This is a genomic window from Enterobacter sp. C4G1 (genome assembly GCF_052886895.1).
The window spans coordinates 467762-492520 of record NZ_JBQVVV010000001.1 but is presented as its reverse complement, the minus strand read 5'-3'; the positions used below and the strand labels follow the sequence as shown (position 1 = coordinate 492520).

Below are 24759 nucleotides of genomic sequence, written 5' to 3'. Positions count from 1 at the left end.
TTTTTGCTTGTTTAAGACAACGCCACTTTGCTCTAAGATGTTGGGCTTGTTTTCACTATCTGATGATGTAGAACCCATGGAAAATAATGAAATCCAGGCAGTGCTGATGAATGCACTCTCCCTTCAGGAAGCCCACGTCTCTGGCGATGGCAGTCACTTCCAGGTTATTGCTGTGGGTGAGATCTTCGACGGAATGAGCCGCGTGAAGAAACAGCAGGCTGTGTACGCGCCGCTGATGGAATACATTGCGGATAACCGCATCCACGCCCTGTCGATTAAAGCGTTCACCCCGCAAGAGTGGGCTCGCGATCGCAAACTAAACGGTTTTTGAGCTGAGGGCTATAGGCCCGCAGCACGGTTGAATTTATAAGAGAGCAAAATCATGGATAAATTTCGTGTGCAGGGGCCTACGCGCCTCCAGGGCGAAGTCACAATTTCTGGCGCGAAAAATGCTGCACTGCCAATCCTTTTTGCGGCGCTGCTCGCAGAAGAGCCGGTAGAGATCCAGAACGTACCGAAGCTGAAAGATATCGACACGACCATGAAGCTGCTCGGCCAGCTGGGCACTAAAGTTGAGCGCAACGGTTCCGTCTGGCTCGATGCCAGCAACGTGAATAACTTTTCTGCACCATACGACCTGGTCAAAACCATGCGTGCTTCCATCTGGGCGTTAGGCCCGCTGGTGGCGCGTTTTGGTCAGGGTCAGGTTTCTCTGCCGGGTGGTTGTGCGATTGGCGCGCGTCCGGTTGACCTGCACATCTTTGGCCTGGAAAAACTGGGCGCTGAGATCAAGCTGGAAGAAGGTTACGTTAAAGCCTCTGTAAACGGTCGCCTGAAGGGCGCGCACATTGTCATGGACAAAGTGAGTGTGGGCGCAACGGTGACCATTATGTCTGCGGCTACGCTTGCAGAAGGCACCACTATCATCGAAAACGCCGCGCGTGAGCCGGAAATCGTTGATACCGCAAACTTCCTCGTTGCACTGGGTGCGAAAATCACGGGGCAGGGTACTGACCGCATCACCATCGAAGGCGTTGAGCGTCTGGGCGGCGGTGTTTACCGCGTACTGCCAGACCGTATCGAAACCGGTACTTTCCTGGTCGCAGCAGCCATTTCTGGCGGCAAAATTATTTGCCGTAACGCTCAGCCTGATACGCTGGATGCCGTGCTGGCGAAACTGCGTGAAGCAGGTGCCGATATCGAAGTGGGTGAAGACTGGATCAGCCTGGACATGCATGGTAAGCGCCCTAAAGCCGTTACCGTTCGCACCTCGCCACATCCGGCATTCCCGACCGATATGCAGGCGCAGTTCACGCTGCTGAACCTGGTTGCTGAAGGGACGGGTGTTATCACCGAAACTATCTTCGAAAACCGCTTTATGCACGTACCGGAACTTATCCGTATGGGCGCACATGCAGAAATCGAAAGTAACACCGTGATTTGCCATGGCGTTGAGAAACTGTCTGGTGCACAGGTGATGGCAACCGATCTTCGCGCGTCTGCGAGTCTGGTTCTGGCGGGTTGTATTGCTGAAGGCACAACGGTGGTGGATCGTATTTATCACATCGATCGCGGCTATGAGCATATCGAAGACAAACTGCGCGCGCTGGGTGCCAATATCGAGCGTGTGAAGGGCGAGTAATCGTTCCGGCAGCCCCCTGCCAGAGATGACCGGGGGGTTGCTGTTCCTGTCAAAACCTGAGGGTCAGTTTTGATCCTCTTGCTTACTCTTTTTCTGGCGCATCATGCGTGTTCTGTCGATAAATTCGTGAGTGATGGGATCGTGGTAACGCGATGGTCAGATTATCCACGGGTCGGTTTCCAGTGCAATTGCGATAATTAATTCGCCCTTTGGCCATGGGCGAGTGAGTGCATTTGCTAGCGTAGAGGAACTCAGTCCGCTGCGACGCGATTCTGCTGCCAGCGATGTCCCTTTTTTGCGGAGTGCCGCAATAATATCGGCCGAGTGCCAGTCGATAAATTTCATATCCATAGTGCTGTCCTTGTGTGCGTATACGTCCGAGCCAGTTCTCTTGAAATGACAGCGTTACTATACCTTCTTCGAACAGCCGTTCTAAAAAGTTCGCATTACTGGAAGCAATATTCAGAATAAGACATAGCTTTATTCATGCGGCCTGTAAGCTGATGTTTTAACGTGAATATGAAATTTACAGGCGCTTATTGGAAGCTCCCCGTGAAGCACACGGGGAGAAGATGGCGTGTTAACGATCGCGCTGAACGGCGATGTGGGCAAGGCCGATCAGAGCATCCCGCCATGGGCTGTCTGGGATGACCTGGAGCGCTTCAATGGCTTTATCTGCCTCTTCCTCTGCACGCTGGCGCGTCCAGTCAAGGGAACCACAGATAGCCATTGTTTCCAGTACAGGTTCCAGAAGATGTCGACCATTTCCCTGCTCGATCGCTTCACGGATCATTTGTGCCTGTTCCGGGGTACCATTGCGCATGGCATGGAGCAGCGGCAGGGTCGGTTTGCCTTCGTTCAGGTCATCACCGACATTTTTACCGAGCGTTTCGCCATCCGCACTGTAATCCAGTAAATCGTCAATCAGCTGGAATGCGGTGCCAAGATAGCGGCCATAGTCCTGTAATCCGCGCTCCTGAGCCTCTGAGCATCCCGCCAGGATACCAGAGCACTGCGCTGCAGCTTCAAACAGACGTGCCGTTTTGCTGTAAATTACGCGCATGTAGTTTTCTTCGGTGATGTCAGGGTCGTTGACGTTCATCAGTTGCAGCACTTCACCTTCGGCAATGACGTTCACGGCTTCAGACATCACTTCCAGCACTTTCAGCGAGCCCAGACGGGTCATCATCTGGAAGGCGCGGGTATAAATAAAATCCCCCACCAGAACGCTGGCAGCGTTGCCAAATGCGGCGTTTGCCGTGGCTTTACCACGACGCATGTCTGATTCATCCACTACGTCGTCATGAAGCAGAGTCGCAGTGTGGATAAATTCGATCAGTGCCGCGATGGAGACGTGCGCATTTCCCTGATAGCCAACAGCTCTCGCCGCCAGAATAGCTATCATCGGGCGAATACGTTTGCCGCCGCCACTGACGATGTAATAGCCCAACTGATTGATCAGCTGAACGTCAGAGTTGAGTTGCTCCAGGATTGCTGCATTTACACCCGCCATATCTTGCGCGGTTAACTCGTTGATTTTTTCTAAATTCATCGCAAAAGCCGGGCTTTTTATCCTGTTTATCCCACATCAAATGGGTTAACGAAGGGTTTCGGTTTATCAAAAGTATTGCTGATTGTACTGAAAAAACGGCTCAGATAAACGTTACCGTACATGTTGTGTTTTTTTTCTTCATGTATTGATGGTAGCACTTGTCAAAGGCTCGCGTTTTGCGTAATATTCGCGCCCTATTGTGAATATTTATAGCGCACTCTGATTCATACGAGGACGTGCGCGGAAGCGGAGTTTATATGTACGCGGTTTTCCAAAGTGGTGGTAAACAACACCGAGTAAGCGAAGGTCAGACCGTTCGCCTGGAAAAGCTGGACATCGCAACTGGCGAATCTGTTGAGTTCGCTGAAGTTCTGATGATCGCAAACGGTGAAGAAGTCAAAATCGGCGTTCCTTTCGTTGATGGCGGCGTTATCAAAGCTGAAGTTGTTGCACACGGTCGTGGCGAGAAAGTTAAAATCGTTAAGTTTCGTCGTCGTAAGCACTACCGTAAGCAGCAGGGCCACCGTCAGTGGTTCACTGATGTGAAAATTACTGGCATCAGCGCCTAAGACCTGAGGAGAGATTTAAATGGCACATAAAAAGGCTGGCGGCTCCACACGTAACGGTCGCGATTCAGAAGCTAAACGCCTGGGCGTTAAGCGTTTCGGTGGCGAATCCGTTCTGGCGGGTAGCATCATTGTTCGTCAACGTGGTACCAAATTCCACGCTGGCAACAACGTAGGTTGCGGTCGTGACCACACTCTGTTTGCTAAAGCAGACGGTAAAGTGAAATTTGAAGTTAAAGGCCCGAACAACCGTAAATATATCAGCATCGTTGCTGAGTAAGGTTTTCTCGGTCCGGTAACGGATTAAAGCCCCGCACCCTGTTGCGGGGCTTTTTACATTGGAAACCCGGTAATTTTTTCTGTAGGGAAAACGGGCATGAAGCAGCAGGCCGGCATTGGTATTCTTTTGGCGCTCACTACCGCGATGTGCTGGGGTGCATTGCCAATTGCAATGAAGCAGGTACTGGAAGTGATGGAACCGCCTACGGTGGTGTTTTATCGCTTTCTGATGGCAAGCATTGGTCTCGGAGCCATCCTTGCTGTTAAAGGTAAGCTTCCGCCATTGCGACTCTTCCGCAAACCGCGTTGGCTGGTGTTGTTGGCTATCGCAACGGGTGGTCTGTTTGGCAACTTCATTCTGTTCAGTTCTTCCTTGCAATATCTTAGCCCCACGGCATCGCAGGTGATTGGTCAACTTTCACCGGTAGGCATGATGGTTGCCAGCGTCTTCATCCTGAAAGAGAAGATGCGTGGTACGCAGGTCATTGGGGCAAGTATGCTGCTCTGCGGTCTGGTGATGTTCTTCAACACCAGCCTGATTGAGATTTTTACCAGACTGACGGATTACACCTGGGGTGTGATTTTCGGTGTGGGTGCAGCAACGGTCTGGGTGAGTTATGGCGTCGCGCAAAAGGTGTTATTGCGTCGTCTTGCCTCACAGCAGATCCTCCTTTTGCTGTACACTTTATGTACACTAGCATTAGTGCCGTTAGCTAAACCGGGTGTGATCACCCAGCTTAGTGACTGGCAACTGGCGTGCCTCATTTTTTGTGGCTTGAATACGCTGGTCGGTTATGGCGCGCTGGCCGAAGCAATGGCGCGCTGGCAGGCAGCACAGGTGAGCGCGTTAATCACGCTGACTCCGCTGTTTACGCTGTTATTTTCAGATTTGTTATCAATGGCCTGGCCCGATGTCTTCGTCAAGCCGATGCTCAACATGTTGGGTTATCTCGGTGCGTTTGTCGTGGTTGCGGGCGCGATGTATTCCGCCATTGGTCATCGTCTTTGGGGACGTTGGCGCAAAAATGAAGCGGTAGTAGTAGAAGTCCCCCGCTCAGGCGAATGATTTACGGAGAGTAAAATGAAGTTTGTTGATGAAGCAACGATCCTGGTCGTAGCAGGTGATGGCGGCAATGGTTGTGTAAGCTTCCGCCGTGAAAAATATATTCCACGTGGCGGCCCAGACGGCGGCGACGGTGGTGATGGTGGTGACGTGTGGTTAGAGGCGGATGAGAACCTCAACACGCTGATCGACTACCGTTTCGAAAAATCTTTCCGCGCAGAGCGTGGCCAGAATGGCCAGAGCCGTGACTGTACCGGTAAACGTGGTAAAGACGTCAACATCAAGGTTCCGGTCGGTACGCGTGTTATCGATCAGGGCACAGGTGAAACCATGGGTGATATGACCAAACACGGTCAGCGCCTGCTGGTTGCTAAAGGTGGTTGGCACGGTCTGGGTAACAGCCGTTTTAAATCATCTGTTAACCGTGCTCCGCGTCAGAAAACCATGGGTACACCGGGTGATACGCGTGAGCTGCAGCTGGAACTGATGCTGCTGGCTGACGTGGGGATGCTGGGGATGCCGAACGCCGGTAAATCGACCTTTATCCGCGCGGTATCTGCAGCCAAGCCAAAAGTGGCGGATTATCCGTTTACCACGCTGGTACCAAGCCTGGGCGTTGTCCGTATGGACCACGAGAAGAGCTTTGTCGTCGCTGATATTCCTGGTTTGATCGAGGGTGCAGCAGAAGGCGCAGGACTGGGTATTCGCTTCCTGAAACACCTTGAGCGCTGCCGTGTACTGCTGCACATTATTGATATTAACCCTATCGATGAATCCGATCCGGTTGAAAACGCCCGTATCATTATTGGCGAACTGGAAAAATACAGCGAAAAACTCGCAGGTAAGCCACGCTGGCTGGTCTTCAACAAGATCGACCTGATGGATAAAGCAGAAGCCGAAGCAAAAGCCAAAGCGATTGCCGAAGCGATGGGCTGGGAAGAGAAATACTACCTGATCTCTGCTGCAAGCCAGGTTGGCGTGAAAGATCTCTGCTGGGATGTGATGACCTTTATCATCGAGAACCCAATTGTTCAGGCGGAAGAAGCGAAGCAGCCTGAAAAAGTTGAGTTCATGTGGGATGACTATCACCGTCAACAGCTCGAAGAGCTGGAAGCGGAAGACGATGATGAAGACTGGGACGATGACTGGGATGAAGACGACGAAGAAGGTGTCGAGTTCATCTACAAGCACTAATCTCTGTATAAGCCCCCTGCAAAGGGGGCTTTTTTTTAGCTCAGCATTGAAGGTAACCAGCAGCTGGCGATTAAACCACCTTCCGGGCCGTTCTCAAGCGTCAGCCTGCCGTGGTGGAGCTGGACAATACGCTGGACGATGCTCAGCCCCAGACCGCTTCCTCCGTAACGCTGATCAAGACGCCGGAAAGGTTCGGTAATCGATTGCCGGTGTGCCTCATCAATACCAGGCCCCTGATCGATAACGCTTACCTGAGTACCATCGTCTTGCTGTGTGACTCTGACAGTAATCGTTGTTCCTGTTGGGCTATAGCGTGCAGCATTCTCCAGCAGGTTCCTGAGCATCAGACGCAACAGAACGGCATCGCCCTGCACGGTCAGGGGACTTTTCTCCGGCCAAATCACCTGATGTTCTTTGGTTTCATGCTCAAGCCCGAGCGGCGCGATAATATTCTCCGTCCAGACCAGAGTATCGTAGTGGCCACTGGCCATCGCCTGCCCGGCTCGGGCCAGCATCAGCAATTGCTCTACCGTGTGCATCAGCTGATCGATTCGGCTAATTAAAGTCTTCGCCTGCGCAGAGCCCGTCTGTGCCATCAGCTCCAGGTGCAGCCTTATCCCTGCAAGCGGTGTACGCAACTCATGGGCCGCGTCTGCGGTGAACAGCCGCTCCTGCTGGATGGTATGATCCAGACGGGCGAGCAGTTGATTGAGTGATGTGGTGACCGCGCCAATCTCTTCCATATCGGAATACATCGGCAGGGGTGTGAGATTATCCGCCGAGCGATTGGCAAGGCTATCGCGCAGTTGATTAAGCGGCCGTGTTATCCAGGTCACTGCCCAGAAAGAGAAAAGCAGGGTAAAGCTGACCATGACCAGAGACGGCACCAGCAGCGAGGCAATGGCTTCACGGATCTCTTTTTCAACATGGTTGTTTCGCGCTTTCGCAGACAACGTCTCACTGACCAGAAAGCTAATCTGTTCACGGCTCTCATGCCACAGCCAGACAACGCTTATCAGCTGGAAAAATAACAGAATAACCGCCAGCAGAACCATCAGTCGCCGACGCATACTGTTCATTTCTGGCTCTCCAGGCGATAACCTACGCCGCGTACGGTTTTAATCCTGTCTTTGCCAAGCTTACGGCGCAAATTATGGATATGCACTTCAAGCGTGTTTGAACCAGGATCATCCTGCCAGGAGTAGATGTCTTGCTGGAGTGTTTCCCGGTGTACTGTCTGGCCGCTTCGCATAATAAGGCGCGTCAGCAGCGCAAACTCTTTAGGGGTGACTTCAACGGGCTGTGAACTACGCAGTACCTGCTGTGTTTGCAGGTTCAGCGTTATGTCGCCATCCGTCAGCAGGTTATCGCTGTGACCCTGATAGCGGCGGATAAGCGCCCGCGCTCGCGCCTGAAGCTCGGCGAGGGCAAAAGGTTTAACCAGATAATCATCTGCGCCAGAGTCGAGACCGTTGATCCGGTCTTCCAGGGAATCACGGGCGGTGAGGATCAGAACCGGGTTTGAAATACCGCGACGGCGCCACTGACTCAGCAGCGTTGCGCCGTCTTTATCGGGTAAACCTAAATCGAGGATCACCAGGCTATATTCACCGCTTTGGATCAAGGAATCTGCTTCAGCAGCGGTCGCTGCACAGTCCAGCGCATAGCCTTCGTTAGCCAGCGCCAGTGACAGTCCTTCCTGCAATAACAGATCGTCTTCAACAATAAGTAATTTCATCACTAATTATTCTGGTAGATGTCTTTGTAAAGCCGGCTCTCAAACCGAACCAGCGGAATACGACGATTGCGCTGATCGGTCGGTTCAACAGCATAGCCTGAGAGGTACTGCACGAATGCCATGCGTTGCCCGCTGGCGGTGGTGATAAAACCGGCAAGGTTGTATACCCCTTGCAATGAACCTGTTTTGGCTGAGACTTTGCCGTCTACGCCAGCAGCGTGAAGCCCGGCGCGGTACTGAAGTGAACCATCATGCCCGGCGAGGGGCAGCATCGAAATAAAGTTTAGCTCAGAGTCATGTTGTGCAATGTACTGAAGTACTTGCATCATGGTTGCCGGGGAGATCAAGTTATGACGTGATAACCCGGAACCATCAACGGCGATGGTATTACCAAGATCAACTCCGGCCTGCTGACGTAAAATCTGACGAACCGCATCGGAACCCGCGCGCCAGGTGCCGGGAACGCCGAAACGAGCATGACCAATCATTCTGAAGACGGTATCGGCAATCATGTTGTCTGATTTTTTCAGCATGATTTTCAGCAGGTCGTGAAGCGGTGCAGACTGCTTGCTGGCGATCACCGTGCCGGGTTGATTGACTTGTGTCTGGCGCAGCAGCGTTCCGGTGTAGGTAATTCCGGCCTGCTTAAGCTCGTCTTTAATAATGGCTCCGGCATAACTTGCGCCATCCTGAATAGCGAAAGCCAGCGGAAGAGGGTCTGCGCGTTGCGTCAGGCAGCCGGTAAGCGTGAAGCGGTTAAGATCGCCTGGTACAACGTCGAGCTCGCAATACTGTGCATCTGGCGAGCCTTTTGCCAGTGTGCGAACCTGGCTAAACATTGTCACCGGGTAATATGACGCCACACGGATAAACGCTAAATCATCTGGTTTTGGGGCGCTATAGAGCGACACTGAGAAGCAGTTACGATCAACAATGGCCGCAGCTGGCGGGGCGCTAAAACACTGCGTCATGTCGTTCCAGGGCCAGCCAGGTGCTTTATCATGGCTGGCAAAAATGGAGGTGTCTATGAGGACATTGCCTTCAATCTTCTGGACACCAGATTTTTTCAGTACCGCAACCATGTTGCGAATATCCTGGCGTTTTAACGTCGGATCGCCGCCAAATCGGGCGATCAAGTCACCTTTCAGCACGCCGCTATCGACATTACCTTTGCTTTCAAGCGTAGTGGTAAAGCGGAAGTCTGGGCCAAGCTGAAGCAGGGCGGCAAGTCCAGTGATAACCTTCTGGGTACTGGCTGGCAGTGCCATTTGCTGACTGTGATAGTCAATATCAGGCGTCTGAGCCCCGACCTTTTGCACGATCAGTGCAAGGTTGGCACCTGCGGGCAGCTGATTAATGTACTCATCAACATTCGCGGCCTGGACGGTGAACGTTAAACTGGTAGTCAATCCGATGATAAATCTGGAAAATCGCATAATCTCGCGCTAACAACCCGGAAACAAACCGCCATACTACGGCGCAACCCCCTGCAAAGTAAACGATGACCCATAGTGAACTTCGCGGTAAAATGCGTATCAAATTGAAAAATTGCTGCTGACCTGGGCTTTGCTTCCGGGTCGGTTTTCTTTTTGCTTCTGGCCCGCACATGGTTATGACTTACGTGGGCACAGGGGTGGGGCGGGTCATGTCGCTCCCAACAGGAATGTTTAAGAGGTATAACAAATGCAAGCTATTCCGATGACCTTACGTGGTGCCGAAAAACTGCGCGAAGAACTGGATTTCCTGAAATCCGTCCGTCGTCCTGAAATCATCGCCGCTATTGCGGATGCGCGTGAGCATGGCGACCTGAAAGAGAATGCCGAATACCACGCCGCGCGTGAGCAGCAGGGCTTCTGTGAAGGACGTATTAAAGATATCGAAGCGAAGCTGTCTAATGCGCAGGTTATCGATATCACTAAAATGCCGAACAATGGCCGCGTTATCTTTGGTGCCACCGTCAATGTACTGAACCTGGACACCGAAGAAGAACAGACTTATCGCATCGTGGGTGACGATGAGGCTGATTTTAAACAGAACCTGATCTCTGTGAATTCACCGATTGCGCGTGGCCTGATCGGTAAAGAGCAGGATGATGTTGTTAACATCCGTACGCCAGGTGGCGAAGTGGAATACGAAATTATCAAGGTCGAGTACCTGTAATTCGCATCTCCGCTAAGATGTTGATACATTGTAAAGAAAGGAAAAAGGCCGCATAGCGGCCTTTTATCAACTCAAGGAGCGTGGCATTTTGCTCACCTGCTGAAAGAAATCCCTCGTTTTACACAGAAAATGTGTTTGATTCAGGATATTCTTAGCGTGGCAGCGAGATTTTACGCTCTTTAGATGGGCGATAGAGCACCAGCGTTTTACCGATGACCTGTACATTACAGGCGCCGGTTTCGCGCACGATGGCTTCCACGATCAGGTTTTTAGTGTCTCGGTCTTCAGAGGCGATTTTCACCTTGATCAGCTCGTGGTGTTCCAGCGCTTGTTCAATCTCGGCAAGCACCCCTTCGGTCAAACCATTGTTGCCAAGCATGACTACAGGCTTGAGCGGATGTGCCAGACCTTTAAGGTGCTGTTTTTGTTTAGTACTCAGATTCATCGTATATTTTTGCTTACGTTGGGATTGAAAACGGTTCATTCTACCGCCATCTCCCTAATATCGCCAAATAGCTGCGTAGAAATTTACGTCGCAGGCAAGCAACGATGAACCAGGACGGAAATGTTAAATGACAGGTAAAAAGCGTTCTGCCAGTTCCAGCCGCTGGCTTCAGGAACACTTTAGCGATAAATATGTTCTTCAGGCGCAGAAAAAAGGGTTGCGTTCCCGCGCCTGGTTTAAACTTGATGAAATACAGCAAAGTGACAAACTTTTTAAGCCGGGAATGACTGTTGTCGACCTCGGTGCGGCACCTGGCGGATGGTCGCAGTATGCGGTAACGCAGATTGGCGGCGCGGGCCGAATCATCGCATGTGATCTTTTACCAATGGATCCCATCGTCGGTGTGGACTTCCTTCAGGGCGATTTTCGTGATGAATTAGTGCTGAAAGCGTTACTTGATCGTGTAGGTGATAGTAAGGTCCAGGTTGTCATGTCTGATATGGCGCCAAATATGTGCGGAACACCGGCGGTGGATATCCCCCGTGCCATGTATCTGGTGGAGCTAGCGTTAGAAATGTGTCGTGATGTTCTAGCGCCTGGTGGTAGTTTTGTTGTGAAGGTGTTTCAGGGCGAAGGTTTCGAGGAGTACCTTAAGGAAATTCGCTCCCTGTTTGCGAAGGTCAAAGTTCGTAAGCCGGACTCTTCCCGGGCTCGTTCCCGAGAAGTGTATATTGTAGCGACCGGGCGAAAATGATAACCGGTGGATTTCAAACGAAAGTTTGAATGAAACTGAATATTGAGTATCCTGACGCTGTTTTTAACACAGTTGTAATGTGAGGTTAATCCCTTGAGTGACATGGCGAAAAACCTAATACTCTGGCTGGTCATTGCCGTTGTGCTGATGTCAGTATTCCAGAGCTTTGGGCCCAGCGAGTCGAATGGCCGCAAGGTGGATTATTCTACCTTCCTGCAAGAGGTCAATCAGGACCAGGTTCGCGAAGCGCGTATCAACGGACGTGAGATCAACGTTACCAAGAAAGATAGTAACCGTTACACGACCTACATCCCGGTGAACGATCCTAAGCTGCTTGATAACCTTCTGACCAAAAACGTCAAGGTGGTAGGCGAGCCGCCAGAAGAACCAAGCCTGCTGGCTTCTATCTTCATCTCCTGGTTCCCGATGCTGCTTCTTATTGGCGTCTGGATCTTCTTTATGCGCCAGATGCAGGGCGGCGGTGGCAAAGGTGCCATGTCGTTCGGTAAGAGTAAGGCGCGTATGCTGACGGAAGACCAGATCAAAACCACTTTTGCTGATGTCGCAGGTTGTGACGAAGCGAAAGAAGAGGTGGGTGAACTGGTAGAATACCTGCGTGAGCCGAGCCGTTTCCAGAAACTGGGCGGTAAGATCCCGAAAGGCGTTCTGATGGTGGGGCCTCCGGGTACCGGTAAAACCCTGCTGGCAAAAGCCATTGCGGGTGAAGCAAAGGTGCCGTTCTTTACTATTTCAGGTTCTGACTTCGTTGAAATGTTCGTGGGTGTTGGTGCATCTCGTGTGCGTGACATGTTCGAGCAGGCCAAGAAGGCAGCACCGTGCATTATCTTCATCGATGAAATCGACGCCGTAGGCCGCCAGCGTGGCGCGGGTCTGGGTGGCGGTCACGATGAACGTGAACAGACGCTGAACCAGATGCTGGTTGAGATGGACGGCTTTGAAGGTAACGAAGGTATCATCGTTATCGCGGCAACTAACCGTCCAGACGTACTTGACCCAGCGCTGCTGCGTCCAGGCCGTTTCGACCGTCAGGTTGTGGTTGGTCTGCCGGATGTTCGTGGCCGTGAACAGATTCTGAAAGTTCACATGCGTCGCGTACCGTTGGCGCCAGATATCGATGCGGCAATCATTGCGCGTGGTACTCCTGGCTTCTCCGGTGCGGATCTGGCGAACCTGGTCAACGAAGCTGCACTGTTTGCTGCTCGTGGTAACAAGCGCGTGGTGTCCATGGTGGAATTCGAAAAAGCGAAGGACAAAATCATGATGGGTGCGGAACGCCGCTCCATGGTGATGACGGAAGCGCAGAAAGAGTCCACGGCTTACCACGAAGCAGGTCACGCGATTATCGGTCGCCTGGTGCCGGAACACGACCCGGTACATAAAGTGACGATTATTCCTCGTGGTCGTGCTCTGGGGGTAACATTCTTCCTGCCGGAAGGTGATGCAATCAGCGCCAGCCGTCGGAAACTGGAAAGTCAGATTTCTACCCTGTACGGCGGTCGTCTGGCAGAAGAGATTATCTACGGTGTGGAGCATGTTTCTACCGGTGCGTCCAACGACATTAAAGTCGCGACTAACCTGGCGCGTAACATGGTGACTCAGTGGGGCTTCTCCGACAAACTCGGTCCACTGCTGTATGCAGAGGAAGAGGGTGAAGTGTTCCTGGGCCGTTCTGTTGCGAAAGCGAAACATATGTCCGATGAGACTGCACGTATCATCGATCAGGAAGTGAAAGCACTGATTGAACGTAACTACGGTCGCGCTCGTGAAATCCTGAACGACAATCTGGATATTCTGCATTCGATGAAAGATGCGCTCATGAAATATGAGACTATCGATGCTCCACAGATTGACGACCTGATGGCACGCCGCGAAGTGCGTCCTCCAGCAGGCTGGGAAGATCCAGGCGCTTCCAACAATTCTGACAATAATGGCACCCCACGTGCTCCGCGTCCGGTTGATGAACCGCATACGCAGAACCCGGGCAACACCATGTCAGAACAGTTGGGCGACAAGTAAGCCTCTGCTGTTGATGATATTGTCTGTACCTGAAACCCTGGAGCTTGCTCCGGGGTTTTTCTTTTTTGTTAACCCACTTTAATACCAGGGATTTCGCCATGAAACTTTTTGCCCAGGACTCGCATCTCGATCTTTCACATCCGCATGTGATGGGGATCCTGAATGTCACCCCTGACTCCTTCTCTGACGGTGGCACGCATAACACGCTTATAGAGGCTGTTAAGCACGCAAATTTGATGATTAATGCAGGTGCTACCATCATTGATGTCGGTGGGGAATCAACACGTCCTGGTGCGGCGGATGTTTCAGTGGAGGAAGAACTGGCGCGCGTAGTCCCTGTGGTCGAAGCCATTGCGCAGCGTTTTGAGGTTTGGATCTCTGTCGATACCTCCAAACCGGAAGTTATCCGCGAAGTGGCGAGAGTGGGTGCTCACATTATTAATGACATTCGTTCGCTCACTGAACCGGGTGCTCTGGACGCAGCCGCGGAAACCGGCTTACCGGTTTGCCTGATGCATATGCAAGGGCAACCGAAAACGATGCAGGAAGCACCTAAGTACGACGATGTATTTGCTGATGTGAATCGCTTTTTTATTGAACATATCGAACGGTGCGAACGTGCGGGTATCGCAAAAGAGAAATTGATACTCGACCCGGGCTTCGGTTTCGGTAAAAATCTCTCCCATAATTATGAGCTGCTCTCGCGCTTATCAGCATTTCATCAGTACGGCCTGCCGCTGCTGGTTGGAATGTCGAGAAAGTCGATGATTGGGCAGTTACTGAATGTGGGGCCGAGCGAGCGTCTAAGCGGCAGCCTGGCTTGCGCGGTCATTGCGGCGATGCAAGGCGCGCACATTATTCGTGTCCATGACGTCAAAGAGACAGTAGAAGCCATGCGTGTGGTTGAAGCCACACTGGCGGCGAAGGGAAATAAACGCTATGAGTAATCGTAAATATTTTGGTACCGATGGTATCCGTGGGCGCGTAGGCGATGCACCAATCACCCCTGACTTTGTCCTGAAGCTGGGCTGGGCGGCAGGTAAAGTGCTGGCACGTCATGGTTCTCGTAAAATCATTATCGGTAAAGATACCCGTATTTCAGGCTACATGCTGGAATCTGCCCTGGAAGCCGGCCTGGCTGCTGCGGGGTTGTCCGCTTCTTTCACGGGCCCGATGCCAACGCCTGCGGTTGCATACCTGACGCGCGCCTTCCGTGCTGAAGCCGGAATTGTTATTTCTGCGTCCCACAATCCATTTTATGACAACGGTATCAAATTCTTCTCGATCGACGGCACTAAGCTCCCGGACGAAGTCGAAGAAGCCATCGAAGCTGAAATGGAAAAAGAGATCACCTGTGTCGATTCTGCTGAGTTGGGTAAAGCCAGCCGCATCGTCGATGCTGCCGGTCGTTATATTGAGTTCTGCAAAGGCACATTCCCGAATGAACTGAGCCTGGGGCACCTTAAGATTGTGGTGGATTGTGCAAACGGCGCGACTTACCACATTGCTCCGAATGTTTTCCGCGAGCTGGGTGCGAAAGTGATCACCATTGGTTGTGAACCCGATGGTCTGAATATCAACGAAGAAGTCGGGGCAACGGATGTTCGCGCCCTACAGGCCCGTGTTCTGGCAGAAAAAGCGGATCTTGGTATCGCACTGGACGGCGATGGCGACCGTGTCATTATGGTCGACCACGAAGGGAATAAGGTCGATGGCGATCAGATCCTTTATATCATTGCGCGTGAAGCACTGCGTCAGGGCCAGCTGCGCGGTGGCGCAGTGGGCACGCTGATGAGCAATATGGGTCTTGAACTGGCACTGAAACAGCTGGGTATTCCGTTTGTCCGCGCCAAAGTTGGCGACCGCTATGTACTGGAAAAACTCCAGGAGAAAGGCTGGCGTATTGGCGCTGAAAATTCAGGTCACGTTATCCTGCTCGACAAAACTACCACCGGTGACGGTATTGTCGCGGGGCTCCAGGTCGTTGCGGCAATGGTGCGCAACCATATGAGCCTGCATGACTTGTGCAGCGGTATGAAAATGTTCCCGCAACTGCTGGTTAACGTTCGTTTCACTGACGGACATGGCGATCCGCTGGAAAATGCAAATGTGAAAGCGGTGATGGCGGATGTTGAAGCGGCACTGGGTAACCGTGGTCGCGTATTACTTCGCAAATCAGGTACTGAACCTTTAATCCGCGTCATGGTGGAAGGTGAAGATGAAGCGCAGGTAACGGAGTTTGCTCACCGTATTGCTGATGCCGTGAAAGCTGCATAATTTTTCATGTTAAGTGTTTAAAAAGGCGGCGCTTGCCGCCTTTGTTTTGTGCAATTAATGGCGTTTTGCTGTTTTTTTCCGCAGTTGATACAATGCACTGAAAATGCCCTTGCGAAGGTCATCCGCATTGGTTAGTATTCACACCCGCTTCAGTGGGAAACAAAAATCCTGCTAATTGGTCGAAGCATTGGTATGCGGCAAATCCGCAAGGAACAGGTTGATTATGTACGAAGCTCTTTTAGTTATTTTCCTTATTGTAGCCATCGCTCTCGTAGCGCTGATCATGCTGCAACAAGGTAAAGGCGCTGATATGGGAGCCTCCTTCGGAGCAGGCGCTTCCGGTACGCTGTTTGGTTCAAGTGGTTCTGCGAACTTCATGACCCGTACAACTGCGATTCTGGCCACGCTGTTCTTCATCATCAGTCTGGCGCTGGGCAATATCAACAGCAACAAGACCAGTAAAGGAAGCGAGTGGGAAAACCTGAGTGCGCCAGCAAAAACTGAGCAGACTACTCAGCCAGCTGAACCGGCTAAGCCGACCAGCGATATCCCGCACTAAAAGCAGTATCTGTACCGAGGTGGTGGAATTGGTAGACACGCTACCTTGAGGTGGTAGTGCCCTAACGGGCTTGTGGGTTCGAGTCCCATCCTCGGTACCAATATTCCAGAAAAAAGACGTCGAAAGACGTCTTTTTTTTCGTCTGTAGTTTTGTCTTTTGTAGGGCGGGTAAGCGCAGCACCACCCGCCATGTTGCCCTGCGCTTACCGGGCCTACGAAAACCCAAATAAAAAAGGCGCCCATCAGGCGCCTTTTTCCATTCTGATTAGCGATTACTTCTTATCGCTATGTTCCAGATTCTCAACCTGCGGCAGGCCATTACCGGAGTTTGCGGAAAGCAGGCCATTTTCAATGTAATTGAACAGCTTCTCGCGGGTATCTGTAATGTCCAGATTACGCATGGTCAACTGGCCAATACGGTCATCAGGAGAGAACACAGACTCGCCTTTTTCCATGGTCAGACGTTCAGCTTTGTAAGTCAGGTTGTCAGACACGGTGTTCAAAATTGAGTAGTCGTTACCGCGACGCAGTTCCAGCGTAACTTCACCAGTGATTGCGCTCGCCACCCAACGTTGCAGAGAATCACGCAGCATCAGTGCCTGTGGATCGAACCAGCGACCCTGATACAGCAGTTTACCCAACTGACGGCCATGAGAGTGATACTGCTCGATGGTGTCTTCATTGTGAATGCCGGTCAGCAGACGTTCGTAAGCGATATGCAGCAGCGCCATCCCCGGGGCTTCGTAGATGCCACGGCTTTTCGCTTCAATGATACGGTTTTCAATCTGATCGCTCATACCCAGACCATGACGGCCGCCAATGCGGTTAGCTTCCAGCATCAGTTCCACATCATCAGCAAAAGTCTGGCCGTTCAGGGCTACCGGGTGGCCGCGCTCAAAGCGAACGGTCACTTCTTCAGCCTGGATTTTTACATTCTCATCCCAGAACTTCACGCCCATGATTGGGTTAACAATTTTTACGCTGGAGTTCAGGAATTCCAGGTCTTTTGCTTCGTGTGTTGCGCCCAGCATGTTGGAGTCGGTGGAGTAGGCTTTCTCGACAGACATTTTGTAGTCAAAACCGCAGGCGATCATAAACTCGGACATTTCATGACGACCGCCCAGTTCATCGATAAAGTCAGTATCCAGCCACGGCTTATAAATTTGCAGTTCGGCGTTCGTCAGCAGGCCATAACGATAGAAACGTTCAATATCGTTACCTTTATAGGTGCTGCCATCGCCCCAGATATTCACACCATCTTCTTTCATCGCAGCAACCAGCATGGTGCCGGTAACAGCACGACCCAGTGGGGTGGTGTTGAAATAGGTCAGGCCGCCAGTGGTGTTATGGAATGCACCGCACTGAATAGCTGCAATACCTTCAGCTACCAGCTGCTTGCGGCAGTCAATCAGACGTGCGTTCTCTGCGCCATACTCCATGGCACGACGAGGGATCGCATCATAATCTTCCTCATCTGGCTGACCGAGGTTCGCAGTATATGCATAAGGAACCGCTCCCTTTTGGCGCATCCACAGCAGTGCAGCGCTGGTATCCAGACCGCCGGAGAAGGCGATGCCTATACGTTGTCCTACCGGAAGATGCTTGAGAATCGTCGTCATAAAATAAAACCCTGCTTGATTGACTGATTAGAGACCGCTTTCGCTCTCACTGCATGATTATGCAAAATAAGTGAGTTTTCATTTAATCATCTTTTGCCGGTGACCGGAAGAGATTCATGTGCTTTTTGTAAAAATTTCCCTCGCTGCAAGCCAGTTGTTGCAAGGATGCCAGAACAGAATAGTGCGCAATGGCGTATTCAGCAAAACGCATAGGCTGCAGGGTTGACAGGCAGGGTTAACTATCAATATACTGAACGCCGATTTTACGTCCCGTCTTCGGTACCAAATCCCAGCATTATTTGCATTTTCTACCCAAAAGGCGTAGAATTTGCCACGTTTCAGGCGCGGGGTGGAGCAGCCTGGTAGCTCGTCGGGCTCATAACCCGAAGGTCGTCGGTTCAAATCCGGCCCCCGCAACCACTTTCCCATAAAGTTCTTTTTCAAATATACTGTGAAGACTTAGAGCCTTCGTAGCTGGATTTGAAAAAATTCTTTCAGAAAGTGCTCCAGGCCGCAGTTGCGGCTATAGGGTTCAGTTATCTAAAGCCCCGATTTATCGGGGTTTTTTGTTATCTGACTACAGAATAACTGGGCTTTATGCCCTTTTTTTATGTCTTGGGGGTGGGCTTGTCCACATTAGAGCAAAAATTAACAGAGATGATTACTGCACCGGTCGAAGCACTGGGCTACGAACTGGTCGGCATCGAATTCGTTCGCGGCCGTACATCGACGCTGCGCATCTATATTGATAGTGAAGATGGCATCAATGTTGATGATTGTGCTGATGTTAGCCACCAGGTGAGCGCGGTAATGGATGTTGAAGATCCGATCACCGTTGCCTATAACCTGGAAGTTTCCTCACCTGGCCTCGATCGCCCGATGTTCACGGCCGAGCACTATGTGCGCTTTACCGGTGAAGAAGTGGCTCTCGTTCTGCGTATGGCCGTACAGAACCGCCGCAAATGGCAGGGTATTATCAAAGCCGTTGATGGTGAAATGATCACGGTGACAGTCGAAGGCAAAGATGAAGTGTTCGCGCTGAGTAATATCCAGAAGGCGAACCTGGTTCCCCACTTTTAACAGTCTGGATTGAGGTGAAAAGCCCGCGATGAACAAAGAAATTTTGGCTGTTGTTGAAGCCGTTTCCAACGAGAAATCACTGCCGCGTGAGAAAATTTTCGAAGCGCTGGAAAGTGCACTGGCTACAGCAACCAAGAAAAAATACGAACAAGAGATCGATGTTCGCGTAGAAATCGATCGTAAAAGCGGTGACTTCGATACATTCCGTCGTTGGGTGATTGTTGAAGAAGTGACTCAGCCAACCAAAGAGATCACGCTGGAAGCAGCGCGTTTCGAAGACGAAAGTCTGAACGTTGGCGAGTACGTTGAAGATCAGATCGAATCTGTGACCTTTGACCGTATCACCACTCAGACGGCGAAACAGGTTATCGTACAGAAAGTACGTGAAGCTGAGCGCGCAATGGTTGTCGATCAGTTCCGCGACCAGGAAGGCGAAATCGTTACTGGCGTGGTGAAGAAAGTTAACCGCGACAACATCTCTCTGGAAGTCAAATCCGAAGGGCTGGCGGGTAACGCTGAAGCCGTTATCCTGCGTGAAGACATGCTGCCGCGTGAAAACTTCCGTCCTGGCGACCGTATCCGTGGTGTTCTGTATGCCGTTCGCCCTGAAGCACGTGGTGCGCAGCTGTTCGTGACCCGTTCTAAACCAGAAATGCTGGTTGAACTGTTCCGTATCGAAGTGCCGGAAATCGGCGAAGAAGTTATCGAAATTAAAGCCGCTGCCCGTGATCCTGGTTCTCGCGCGAAAATCGCTGTGAAAACCAACGACAAGCGTATCGATCCAGTGGGTGCATGTGTAGGTATGCGCGGTGCGCGTGTTCAGGCTGTTTCTACTGAACTGGGCGGCGAGCGTATCGATATCGTCCTGTGGGACGACAACCCAGCACAGTTCGTTATCAACGCAATGGCGCCGGCTGATGTCGCATCTATTGTGGTTGACGAAGACAAGCACACCATGGATATCGCCGTTGAAGCGGGTAACCTGGCGCAGGCTATCGGCCGTAATGGCCAGAACGTTCGTCTGGCTTCACAGCTGAGCGGTTGGGAACTCAACGTGATGACCGTTGATGACCTGCAGGCTAAGCATCAGGCTGAAGCCCATGCAGCGATTGATACCTTCACTAAATACCTGGATATTGACGAAGATTTCGCCACCGTCCTGGTTGAAGAAGGCTTCTCCTCGCTGGAAGAACTGGCCTATGTGCCAATGAAAGAGCTGCTGGAAATTGACGGTCTGGATGAGCCAACCGTTGAAGCCCTGCGTGAACGCGCTAAAAACGCACTGACCACCCTGGCACTGGCTCAGGAAGAAAGCCTTGGTGATAATAAGCCGGCTGATGACCTGCTGAATCTGGAAGGTCTTGATCGTGCGATTGCGTTCAAGCTGGCTGCCCGTGGTGTTTGTACGCTGGAAGATCTCGCTGAGCAAGGCGTTGATGACCTGGCTGATATCGAAGGTTTAACCGACGAGAAAGCCGGCGAACTCATCATGGCCGCACGTAATATTTGCTGGTTCGGCGACGAAGCGTAATAAACTGTAGCAGGAAGGAACAGCATGACTGATGTAACTGTAAAATCGCTGGCTGCCGAGATTCAGACCTCTGTGGACCGCCTGGTACAGCAATTTGCTGATGCAGGGATCCCAAAGTCCGCTGATGACTCGGTGACTGCGACTGAAAAACAAACCTTGTTAGCGCATTTGAACCGTGAACACGGTTCTACGCCTGACAAGCTGACGTTGCAGCGCAAAACGCGCAGCACGTTGAATATCCCAGGTACCGGTGGTAAAAGCAAATCGGTACAAATTGAAGTCCGCAAGACGCGCACCTTTGTAAAACGTGATCCGCAAGAGGCAGAACGCCTTGCCGCGGAAGAGCAGGCACAGCGTGAAGCGGAAGAACAAGCTCAGCGTGAGGCAGAAGCAACTGCCAAACGCGAGGCAGAATTAAAAGCTGAACGTGAGGCCGCAGAAAAAGCGAAACGCGACGCAAGTGATAAAGTGAAGCGTGACGCTGCGGAAAAAGACAAAGTGAGCAATCAACAGACCGACGAAATGACCAAAACTGCCCAGGCTGAAAAAGCCCGCCGTGAAAATGAAGCAGCCGATCTGAAGCGTAAAGCGGAAGAAGAAGCACGCCGTAAGCTGGAAGAAGAAGCTCGCCGCGTGGCTGAAGAAGCGCGCCGCATGGCAGAAGAAAATGAGAAGAATGGTGTGAATACCGCTGAGCCGACTGAAGACACCAGCGATTATCACGTGACCACTTCTCAGCACGCGCGTCAGGCTGAAGACGACAACGACCGTGAAGTTGAAGGCGGTCGTGGCCGTGGCCGTAATACTAAAGCTGCGCGTCCAGCGAAAAAAGGCAACAAACACGCCGAGTCTAAAGCTGACCGTGAAGAAGCCCGTGCGGCCATTCGCGGTGGTAAAGGCGGCAAACAACGTAAAGGTTCTTCACTGCAACAGGGCTTCCAGAAGCCAGCTCAGGCTGTTAACCGTGACGTTGTGATTGGCGAAACCATCACTGTTGGCGATCTGGCTAACAAAATGGCGGTTAAAGGCTCTCAGGTCATCAAAGCGATGATGAAACTGGGCGCAATGGCTACCATCAACCAGGTTATCGACCAGGAAACTGCACAGCTGGTTGCAGAAGAGATGGGCCATAAAGTTATCCTGCGTCGTGAAAACGAGCTGGAAGAAGCAGTAATGAGCGACCGTGACACTGGCGCTGCGGCAGAACCGCGTGCACCAGTAGTGACCATCATGGGTCACGTTGACCACGGTAAAACCTCTCTGCTTGACTACATTCGTTCGACGAAAGTGGCATCCGGTGAAGCGGGTGGTATTACCCAGCACATCGGTGCATACCACGTAGAAACCGATAACGGCATGATCACCTTCCTGGATACCCCAGGCCACGCCGCGTTTACCTCAATGCGTGCTCGTGGTGCTCAGGCAACGGATATCGTTGTTCTGGTTGTTGCAGCAGACGATGGCGTGATGCCACAGACTATTGAAGCTATCCAGCACGCGAAAGCGGCGCAGGTGCCTCTGGTTGTTGCAGTGAACAAAATTGATAAGCCAGAAGCTGACCTGGATCGCGTTAAGAACGAACTGTCTCAGTACGGCGTTATGCCGGAAGAGTGGGGCGGCGAAGCGCAGTTCATTCCTGTATCGGCAAAAGCGGGTACCGGTATCGACGACCTGCTGAACGCTATCCTGCTCCAGGCTGAAGTTCTGGAACTGAAAGCGATCCGTAATGGTATGGCGAGCGGCGCGGTAATCGAATCCTTCCTGGATAAAGGTCGTGGTCCGGTTGCAACGGTTCTGGTTCGCGAAGGTACGCTGAACAAAGGCGACATCGTTCTGTGTGGTTTCGAATACGGCCGCGTGCGTGCGATGCGTAACGAACTGGGTCAGGAAGTGCTGGAAGCGGGTCCATCCATTCCAGTGGAAATCCTGGGTCTGTCCGGTGTGCCGGCTGCGGGTGATGAAGTCACCGTAGTTCGTGACGAGAAGAAAGCGCGTGAAGTTGCACTGTATCGTCAGGGCAAATTCCGTGAAGTTAAACTGGCTCGTCAGCAGAAATCTAAACTCGAGAACATGTTTGCCAACATGACCGAAGGCGAAGTTCACGAAGTGAACATCGTTCTGAAAGCAGACGTTCAGGGTTCTGTGGAAGCGATCTCCGACTCCTTGCTGAAACTGTCTACCGACGAAGTGAAAGTGAAGATCATCGGTTCTGGCGTAGGTGGTATCACCGAAACTGACGCAACCTTGGCTGCTGCATCTAACGCAATTCTGGTTGGTTTCAACGTTCGTGCTGACGCGTCTGCGCGTAAAGTTATTGAATCCGAAAGCCTGGATCTGCGCTACTACTCCGTCATCTATAACCTGATCGACGAAGTGAAAGCCGCAATGAGCGGGATGCTGTCTCCTGAGCTGAAACAGCAGATCATCGGTCTGGCTGAAGTTCGTGACGTGTTCAAATCGCCGAAATTCGGTGCGATCGCGGGCTGTATGGTTACCGAAGGTAACATCAAGCGTCACAACCCAATCCGCGTTCTGCGTGACAACGTGGTTATCTACGAAGGCGAGCTGGAATCCCTGCGCCGCTTCAAAGATGACGTTAACGAAGTCCGTAACGGCATGGAATGTGGTATCGGCGTGAAGAACTACAACGACGTTCGCGTTGGCGATATGATCGAAGTGTTCGAGATCATCGAAATTCAGCGTACCATTGCGTAACGATCGAGAGTAAGCCGGGATCGCCTCGCGCCACCCGGCAATAATTTTAAAAAGGGGCTTTAGCCCCTTTTTTGTCTGGAGAATTTATTATGGCGAAAGAATTTGGTCGCCCACAGCGCGTCGCGCAGGAAATGCAGAAAGAGATCGCACTCATTCTGCAACGTGAAATTAAAGACCCACGCGTGGGTATGATGACCACCGTGTCTGGTGTGGAAATGTCCCGCGACCTGGCCTACGCCAAGGTATTCGTGACTTTCCTGAACGATCAGGACGAAGCCGCAGTTAAAAACGGCATCAAAGCATTGCAGGAAGCCTCTGGCTTCATCCGCTCTCTGCTGGGTAAGGCAATGCGCCTGCGCATCGTGCCAGAACTGACCTTCTTCTACGACAACTCACTGGTCGAAGGTATGCGTATGTCCAACCTGGTGACCAGCGTGGTGAAGCATGACGATGAACGTCGTGTGAACCCTGCGGACGACAGCAAGGAGGACTGATGAGTCGTCCTCGTCGTCGCGGTCGCGATGTGCATGGTGTGTTACTGCTGGATAAACCGCAAGGCGCCTCCAGCAACGACGTATTGCAAAAGGTTAAGCGTATTTTTAACGCTAACCGCGCGGGGCACACTGGTGCATTGGATCCTCTGGCGACCGGAATGTTGCCGGTTTGCCTGGGGGAAGCAACCAAGTTTTCCCAGTATCTGCTTGATTCCGATAAGCGCTATCGCGTGATCGCAAAGCTTGGCCAGCGTACGGACACATCCGATGCGGATGGTCAGGTTGTTGAAGAGCGCCCTGTAACTTTCAGCGCAGAGCAACTCGATGCCGCGCTTGAGAGTTTCCGTGGCGACACGATGCAGGTGCCGTCGATGTATTCGGCGCTGAAGTATCAGGGCAAGAAGCTCTACGAATATGCACGCCAGGGCATTGATGTCCCGCGTGAAGCTCGTCCGATTACCGTGTATGAACTGCTTTTCATTCGTCACGAAGGCGACGAACTGGAGCTGGAAGTTCACTGCTCGAAAGGCACTTATATTCGTACCATCATCGACGATCTGGGCGAAAAGCTGGGCTGTGGTGCGCATGTGATTTACCTGCGTCGCCTTGCTGTCAGCAAATACCCTGTTGAACGTATGGTGACCCTTGAGCATCTTCGCGCATTGGTTGAGCAGGCGGAAGCGCAGGGAGTTTCTCCTGCTGATTTGCTTGATCCACTGTTAATGCCGATGGACAGCCCGGCTGCAGATTTCCCGGTTGTAAATCTGCCGTTAACCTCTTCCGTTTATTTTAAGAATGGTAACCCTGTTCGCACCACCGAGGCACCACTGGAAGGCCTGGTACGTGTAACTGAAGGCGATGACGGTAAGTTTATCGGCATGGGTGAAATGGATGGCGAAGGGCGTGTCGCGCCGCGCCGTCTGGTGGTTGAATACCCGGTTGAAGGCTAACGGTGATAACGTCTCACCTTGCGATAAACAGGGGAGACGAGTAGAATATCGCCGCTTAACGATCTGCAAATTGTTTAACAATCTGCTGGTCGTACACTGGGATT

General features: G+C 51.9%; 23 protein-coding genes, 2 tRNA genes and 1 pseudogene. 19 read left to right on the top strand and 7 right to left on the bottom strand.

Annotated elements, in window-relative coordinates; all coding sequences use genetic code 11:
* The first annotated feature begins 76 nt into the window (after positions 1–76).
* Together ibaG and murA are read left to right on the top strand one after the other, a co-directional pair.
* Positions 77–331, top strand: a complete 255-nt coding sequence (ibaG, locus tag ACT9TW_RS02355; RefSeq protein WP_014071941.1) for a BolA family iron metabolism protein IbaG — start codon at positions 77–79, stop codon at positions 329–331.
* A gap of 51 nt (positions 332–382) precedes the next feature.
* Complete coding sequence (gene murA / locus ACT9TW_RS02350) at positions 383–1642, top strand: UDP-N-acetylglucosamine 1-carboxyvinyltransferase (protein WP_446491584.1); 1260 nt, start codon at positions 383–385, stop codon at positions 1640–1642.
* 63 nt (positions 1643–1705) lie between these two features.
* Here murA and sfsB read toward each other — a convergent pair.
* A pseudogene (gene sfsB, locus ACT9TW_RS02345) lies at positions 1706–1993 on the bottom strand (DNA-binding transcriptional regulator SfsB).
* A 229-nt stretch (positions 1994–2222) separates the two neighbouring features.
* The gene (gene ispB, locus ACT9TW_RS02340; protein ID WP_182062655.1) at positions 2223–3194 is read right to left on the bottom strand and encodes an octaprenyl diphosphate synthase; all 972 of its coding nucleotides are present in this window, start codon (positions 3192–3194) and stop codon (positions 2223–2225) included.
* A gap of 257 nt (positions 3195–3451) precedes the next feature.
* Between ispB and rplU the strand changes: the two genes are divergently transcribed.
* From rplU to cgtA, 4 genes are all read left to right on the top strand, one after another.
* Positions 3452–3763: a 50S ribosomal protein L21 gene (gene rplU, locus ACT9TW_RS02335; protein ID WP_003025032.1), complete on the top strand. Its 312-nt coding sequence runs from the start codon at positions 3452–3454 to the stop codon at positions 3761–3763.
* A gap of 19 nt (positions 3764–3782) precedes the next feature.
* Positions 3783–4040 carry a 50S ribosomal protein L27 gene (gene rpmA / locus ACT9TW_RS02330; RefSeq protein WP_004385076.1) on the top strand — a complete coding sequence of 86 codons (258 nt, stop codon included), beginning with the start codon at positions 3783–3785 and terminating at the stop codon, positions 4038–4040.
* Positions 4041–4136: 96 nt separating this feature from the next.
* Entirely contained in the window at positions 4137–5105 is a 969-nt protein-coding gene (locus ACT9TW_RS02325) for a DMT family transporter (protein WP_446491583.1), read from the top strand.
* Positions 5106–5120: 15 nt separating this feature from the next.
* On the top strand, positions 5121–6296 hold the full coding sequence (gene cgtA, locus ACT9TW_RS02320; RefSeq protein ID WP_182062651.1) for an Obg family GTPase CgtA: 1176 nt from the start codon (positions 5121–5123) through the stop codon (positions 6294–6296).
* A 35-nt stretch (positions 6297–6331) separates the two neighbouring features.
* Here cgtA and pmrB read toward each other — a convergent pair whose 3' ends face one another.
* The 3 genes from pmrB to dacB are packed head-to-tail and all read right to left on the bottom strand — an operon-like array spanning position 6332 to position 9470.
* Complete coding sequence (gene pmrB, locus ACT9TW_RS02315; RefSeq protein ID WP_446491582.1) at positions 6332–7375, bottom strand: two-component system sensor histidine kinase PmrB; 1044 nt, start codon at positions 7373–7375, stop codon at positions 6332–6334.
* Positions 7372–8034 (bottom strand): two-component system response regulator PmrA, encoded by a 663-nt coding sequence (gene pmrA / locus ACT9TW_RS02310; protein ID WP_014071934.1) that lies wholly within the window; start codon positions 8032–8034, stop codon positions 7372–7374. Before pmrA ends, pmrB begins: the two co-directional genes overlap by 4 nt.
* Positions 8035–8036: 2 nt before the next feature.
* Positions 8037–9470, bottom strand: coding sequence for a serine-type D-Ala-D-Ala carboxypeptidase (gene dacB, locus ACT9TW_RS02305; RefSeq protein ID WP_182062641.1), 1434 nt, complete (start codon positions 9468–9470; stop codon positions 8037–8039).
* Positions 9471–9717: 247 nt separating this feature from the next.
* Between dacB and greA the strand changes: the two genes are divergently transcribed.
* The gene (greA, locus tag ACT9TW_RS02300) at positions 9718–10194 is read left to right on the top strand and encodes a transcription elongation factor GreA (protein WP_014071932.1); all 477 of its coding nucleotides are present in this window, start codon (positions 9718–9720) and stop codon (positions 10192–10194) included.
* Between the two features lie 151 nt (positions 10195–10345).
* Here greA and yhbY read toward each other — a convergent pair whose 3' ends face one another.
* Positions 10346–10639: a ribosome assembly RNA-binding protein YhbY gene (gene yhbY / locus ACT9TW_RS02295; RefSeq protein WP_003861814.1), complete on the bottom strand. Its 294-nt coding sequence runs from the start codon at positions 10637–10639 to the stop codon at positions 10346–10348.
* Between the two features lie 127 nt (positions 10640–10766).
* Here yhbY and rlmE point away from each other — a divergent pair, with 127 nt between their 5' ends.
* The 6 genes from rlmE to ACT9TW_RS02265 all read left to right on the top strand — a co-directional run bounded on the left by rlmE (position 10767) and on the right by ACT9TW_RS02265 (position 16366).
* Positions 10767–11393, top strand: a complete 627-nt coding sequence (gene rlmE / locus ACT9TW_RS02290) for a 23S rRNA (uridine(2552)-2'-O)-methyltransferase RlmE (protein ID WP_182062639.1) — start codon at positions 10767–10769, stop codon at positions 11391–11393.
* A gap of 102 nt (positions 11394–11495) precedes the next feature.
* On the top strand, positions 11496–13430 hold the full coding sequence (gene ftsH / locus ACT9TW_RS02285) for an ATP-dependent zinc metalloprotease FtsH (RefSeq protein WP_182062637.1): 1935 nt from the start codon (positions 11496–11498) through the stop codon (positions 13428–13430).
* A gap of 98 nt (positions 13431–13528) precedes the next feature.
* On the top strand, positions 13529–14377 hold the full coding sequence (gene folP / locus ACT9TW_RS02280; protein ID WP_446491581.1) for a dihydropteroate synthase: 849 nt from the start codon (positions 13529–13531) through the stop codon (positions 14375–14377).
* Positions 14370–15707, top strand: coding sequence for a phosphoglucosamine mutase (glmM, locus tag ACT9TW_RS02275; protein ID WP_315686937.1), 1338 nt, complete (start codon positions 14370–14372; stop codon positions 15705–15707). The genes folP and glmM overlap by 8 nt, the downstream gene beginning before the upstream one ends.
* A 223-nt stretch (positions 15708–15930) precedes the next feature.
* Positions 15931–16266 (top strand): preprotein translocase subunit SecG, encoded by a 336-nt coding sequence (secG, locus tag ACT9TW_RS02270; protein WP_014071905.1) that lies wholly within the window; start codon positions 15931–15933, stop codon positions 16264–16266.
* A 13-nt stretch (positions 16267–16279) separates the two neighbouring features.
* Positions 16280–16366: transfer RNA gene (locus tag ACT9TW_RS02265), tRNA-Leu, on the top strand.
* Positions 16367–16538: 172 nt separating this feature from the next.
* Here the strand turns inward: ACT9TW_RS02265 and argG are convergent.
* Positions 16539–17885: an argininosuccinate synthase gene (gene argG, locus ACT9TW_RS02260; RefSeq protein ID WP_014071904.1), complete on the bottom strand. Its 1347-nt coding sequence runs from the start codon at positions 17883–17885 to the stop codon at positions 16539–16541.
* A gap of 343 nt (positions 17886–18228) precedes the next feature.
* Between argG and ACT9TW_RS02255 the strand changes: the two genes are divergently transcribed.
* The 6 genes from ACT9TW_RS02255 (at position 18229) to truB (ending at position 24655) form a co-directional block, all read left to right on the top strand.
* Positions 18229–18305: transfer RNA gene (locus ACT9TW_RS02255), tRNA-Met, on the top strand.
* A gap of 207 nt (positions 18306–18512) precedes the next feature.
* Positions 18513–18965: a ribosome maturation factor RimP gene (gene rimP / locus ACT9TW_RS02250; RefSeq protein ID WP_014071903.1), complete on the top strand. Its 453-nt coding sequence runs from the start codon at positions 18513–18515 to the stop codon at positions 18963–18965.
* Between the two features lie 28 nt (positions 18966–18993).
* The gene (nusA, locus tag ACT9TW_RS02245; protein ID WP_182062631.1) at positions 18994–20496 is read left to right on the top strand and encodes a transcription termination factor NusA; all 1503 of its coding nucleotides are present in this window, start codon (positions 18994–18996) and stop codon (positions 20494–20496) included.
* 24 nt (positions 20497–20520) lie between these two features.
* Positions 20521–23211, top strand: a complete 2691-nt coding sequence (gene infB / locus ACT9TW_RS02240) for a translation initiation factor IF-2 (RefSeq protein WP_446491580.1) — start codon at positions 20521–20523, stop codon at positions 23209–23211.
* An 89-nt stretch (positions 23212–23300) separates the two neighbouring features.
* Positions 23301–23705, top strand: a complete 405-nt coding sequence (rbfA, locus tag ACT9TW_RS02235; protein ID WP_003024988.1) for a 30S ribosome-binding factor RbfA — start codon at positions 23301–23303, stop codon at positions 23703–23705.
* A complete protein-coding gene (truB, locus tag ACT9TW_RS02230; protein WP_315686931.1) occupies positions 23705–24655 on the top strand; it encodes a tRNA pseudouridine(55) synthase TruB in 951 nt (316 codons plus the stop codon). Before rbfA ends, truB begins: the two co-directional genes overlap by 1 nt.
* Positions 24656–24759: the final 104 nt, after the last annotated feature.

Excerpts from the sequence above, each read along its gene's own strand:
- ispB (WP_182062655.1), bottom strand. The coding sequence starts at position 3,194 with ATGAATTTAGAAAAAATCAACGAGTTAACCGCGCAAGATATGGCGGGT.
- yhbY (WP_003861814.1), bottom strand. The coding sequence starts at position 10,639 with ATGAATCTGAGTACTAAACAAAAACAGCACCTTAAAGGTCTGGCACAT.
- ibaG (WP_014071941.1), top strand. The coding sequence starts at position 77 with ATGGAAAATAATGAAATCCAGGCAGTGCTGATGAATGCACTCTCCCTT.
- cgtA (WP_182062651.1), top strand. The coding sequence starts at position 5,121 with ATGAAGTTTGTTGATGAAGCAACGATCCTGGTCGTAGCAGGTGATGGC.
- greA (WP_014071932.1), top strand. The coding sequence starts at position 9,718 with ATGCAAGCTATTCCGATGACCTTACGTGGTGCCGAAAAACTGCGCGAA.
- nusA (WP_182062631.1), top strand. The coding sequence starts at position 18,994 with ATGAACAAAGAAATTTTGGCTGTTGTTGAAGCCGTTTCCAACGAGAAA.
- rlmE (WP_182062639.1), top strand. The coding sequence starts at position 10,767 with ATGACAGGTAAAAAGCGTTCTGCCAGTTCCAGCCGCTGGCTTCAGGAA.
- argG (WP_014071904.1), bottom strand. The coding sequence starts at position 17,885 with ATGACGACGATTCTCAAGCATCTTCCGGTAGGACAACGTATAGGCATC.
- pmrA (WP_014071934.1), bottom strand. The coding sequence starts at position 8,034 with ATGAAATTACTTATTGTTGAAGACGATCTGTTATTGCAGGAAGGACTG.
- rbfA (WP_003024988.1), top strand. The coding sequence starts at position 23,301 with ATGGCGAAAGAATTTGGTCGCCCACAGCGCGTCGCGCAGGAAATGCAG.
- pmrB (WP_446491582.1), bottom strand. The coding sequence starts at position 7,375 with ATGAACAGTATGCGTCGGCGACTGATGGTTCTGCTGGCGGTTATTCTG.
- secG (WP_014071905.1), top strand. The coding sequence starts at position 15,931 with ATGTACGAAGCTCTTTTAGTTATTTTCCTTATTGTAGCCATCGCTCTC.
- infB (WP_446491580.1), top strand. The coding sequence starts at position 20,521 with ATGACTGATGTAACTGTAAAATCGCTGGCTGCCGAGATTCAGACCTCT.
- truB (WP_315686931.1), top strand. The coding sequence starts at position 23,705 with ATGAGTCGTCCTCGTCGTCGCGGTCGCGATGTGCATGGTGTGTTACTG.
- murA (WP_446491584.1), top strand. The coding sequence starts at position 383 with ATGGATAAATTTCGTGTGCAGGGGCCTACGCGCCTCCAGGGCGAAGTC.
- rplU (WP_003025032.1), top strand. The coding sequence starts at position 3,452 with ATGTACGCGGTTTTCCAAAGTGGTGGTAAACAACACCGAGTAAGCGAA.
- dacB (WP_182062641.1), bottom strand. The coding sequence starts at position 9,470 with ATGCGATTTTCCAGATTTATCATCGGATTGACTACCAGTTTAACGTTC.
- folP (WP_446491581.1), top strand. The coding sequence starts at position 13,529 with ATGAAACTTTTTGCCCAGGACTCGCATCTCGATCTTTCACATCCGCAT.
- rpmA (WP_004385076.1), top strand. The coding sequence starts at position 3,783 with ATGGCACATAAAAAGGCTGGCGGCTCCACACGTAACGGTCGCGATTCA.
- glmM (WP_315686937.1), top strand. The coding sequence starts at position 14,370 with ATGAGTAATCGTAAATATTTTGGTACCGATGGTATCCGTGGGCGCGTA.
- ACT9TW_RS02325 (WP_446491583.1), top strand. The coding sequence starts at position 4,137 with ATGAAGCAGCAGGCCGGCATTGGTATTCTTTTGGCGCTCACTACCGCG.
- ftsH (WP_182062637.1), top strand. The coding sequence starts at position 11,496 with ATGGCGAAAAACCTAATACTCTGGCTGGTCATTGCCGTTGTGCTGATG.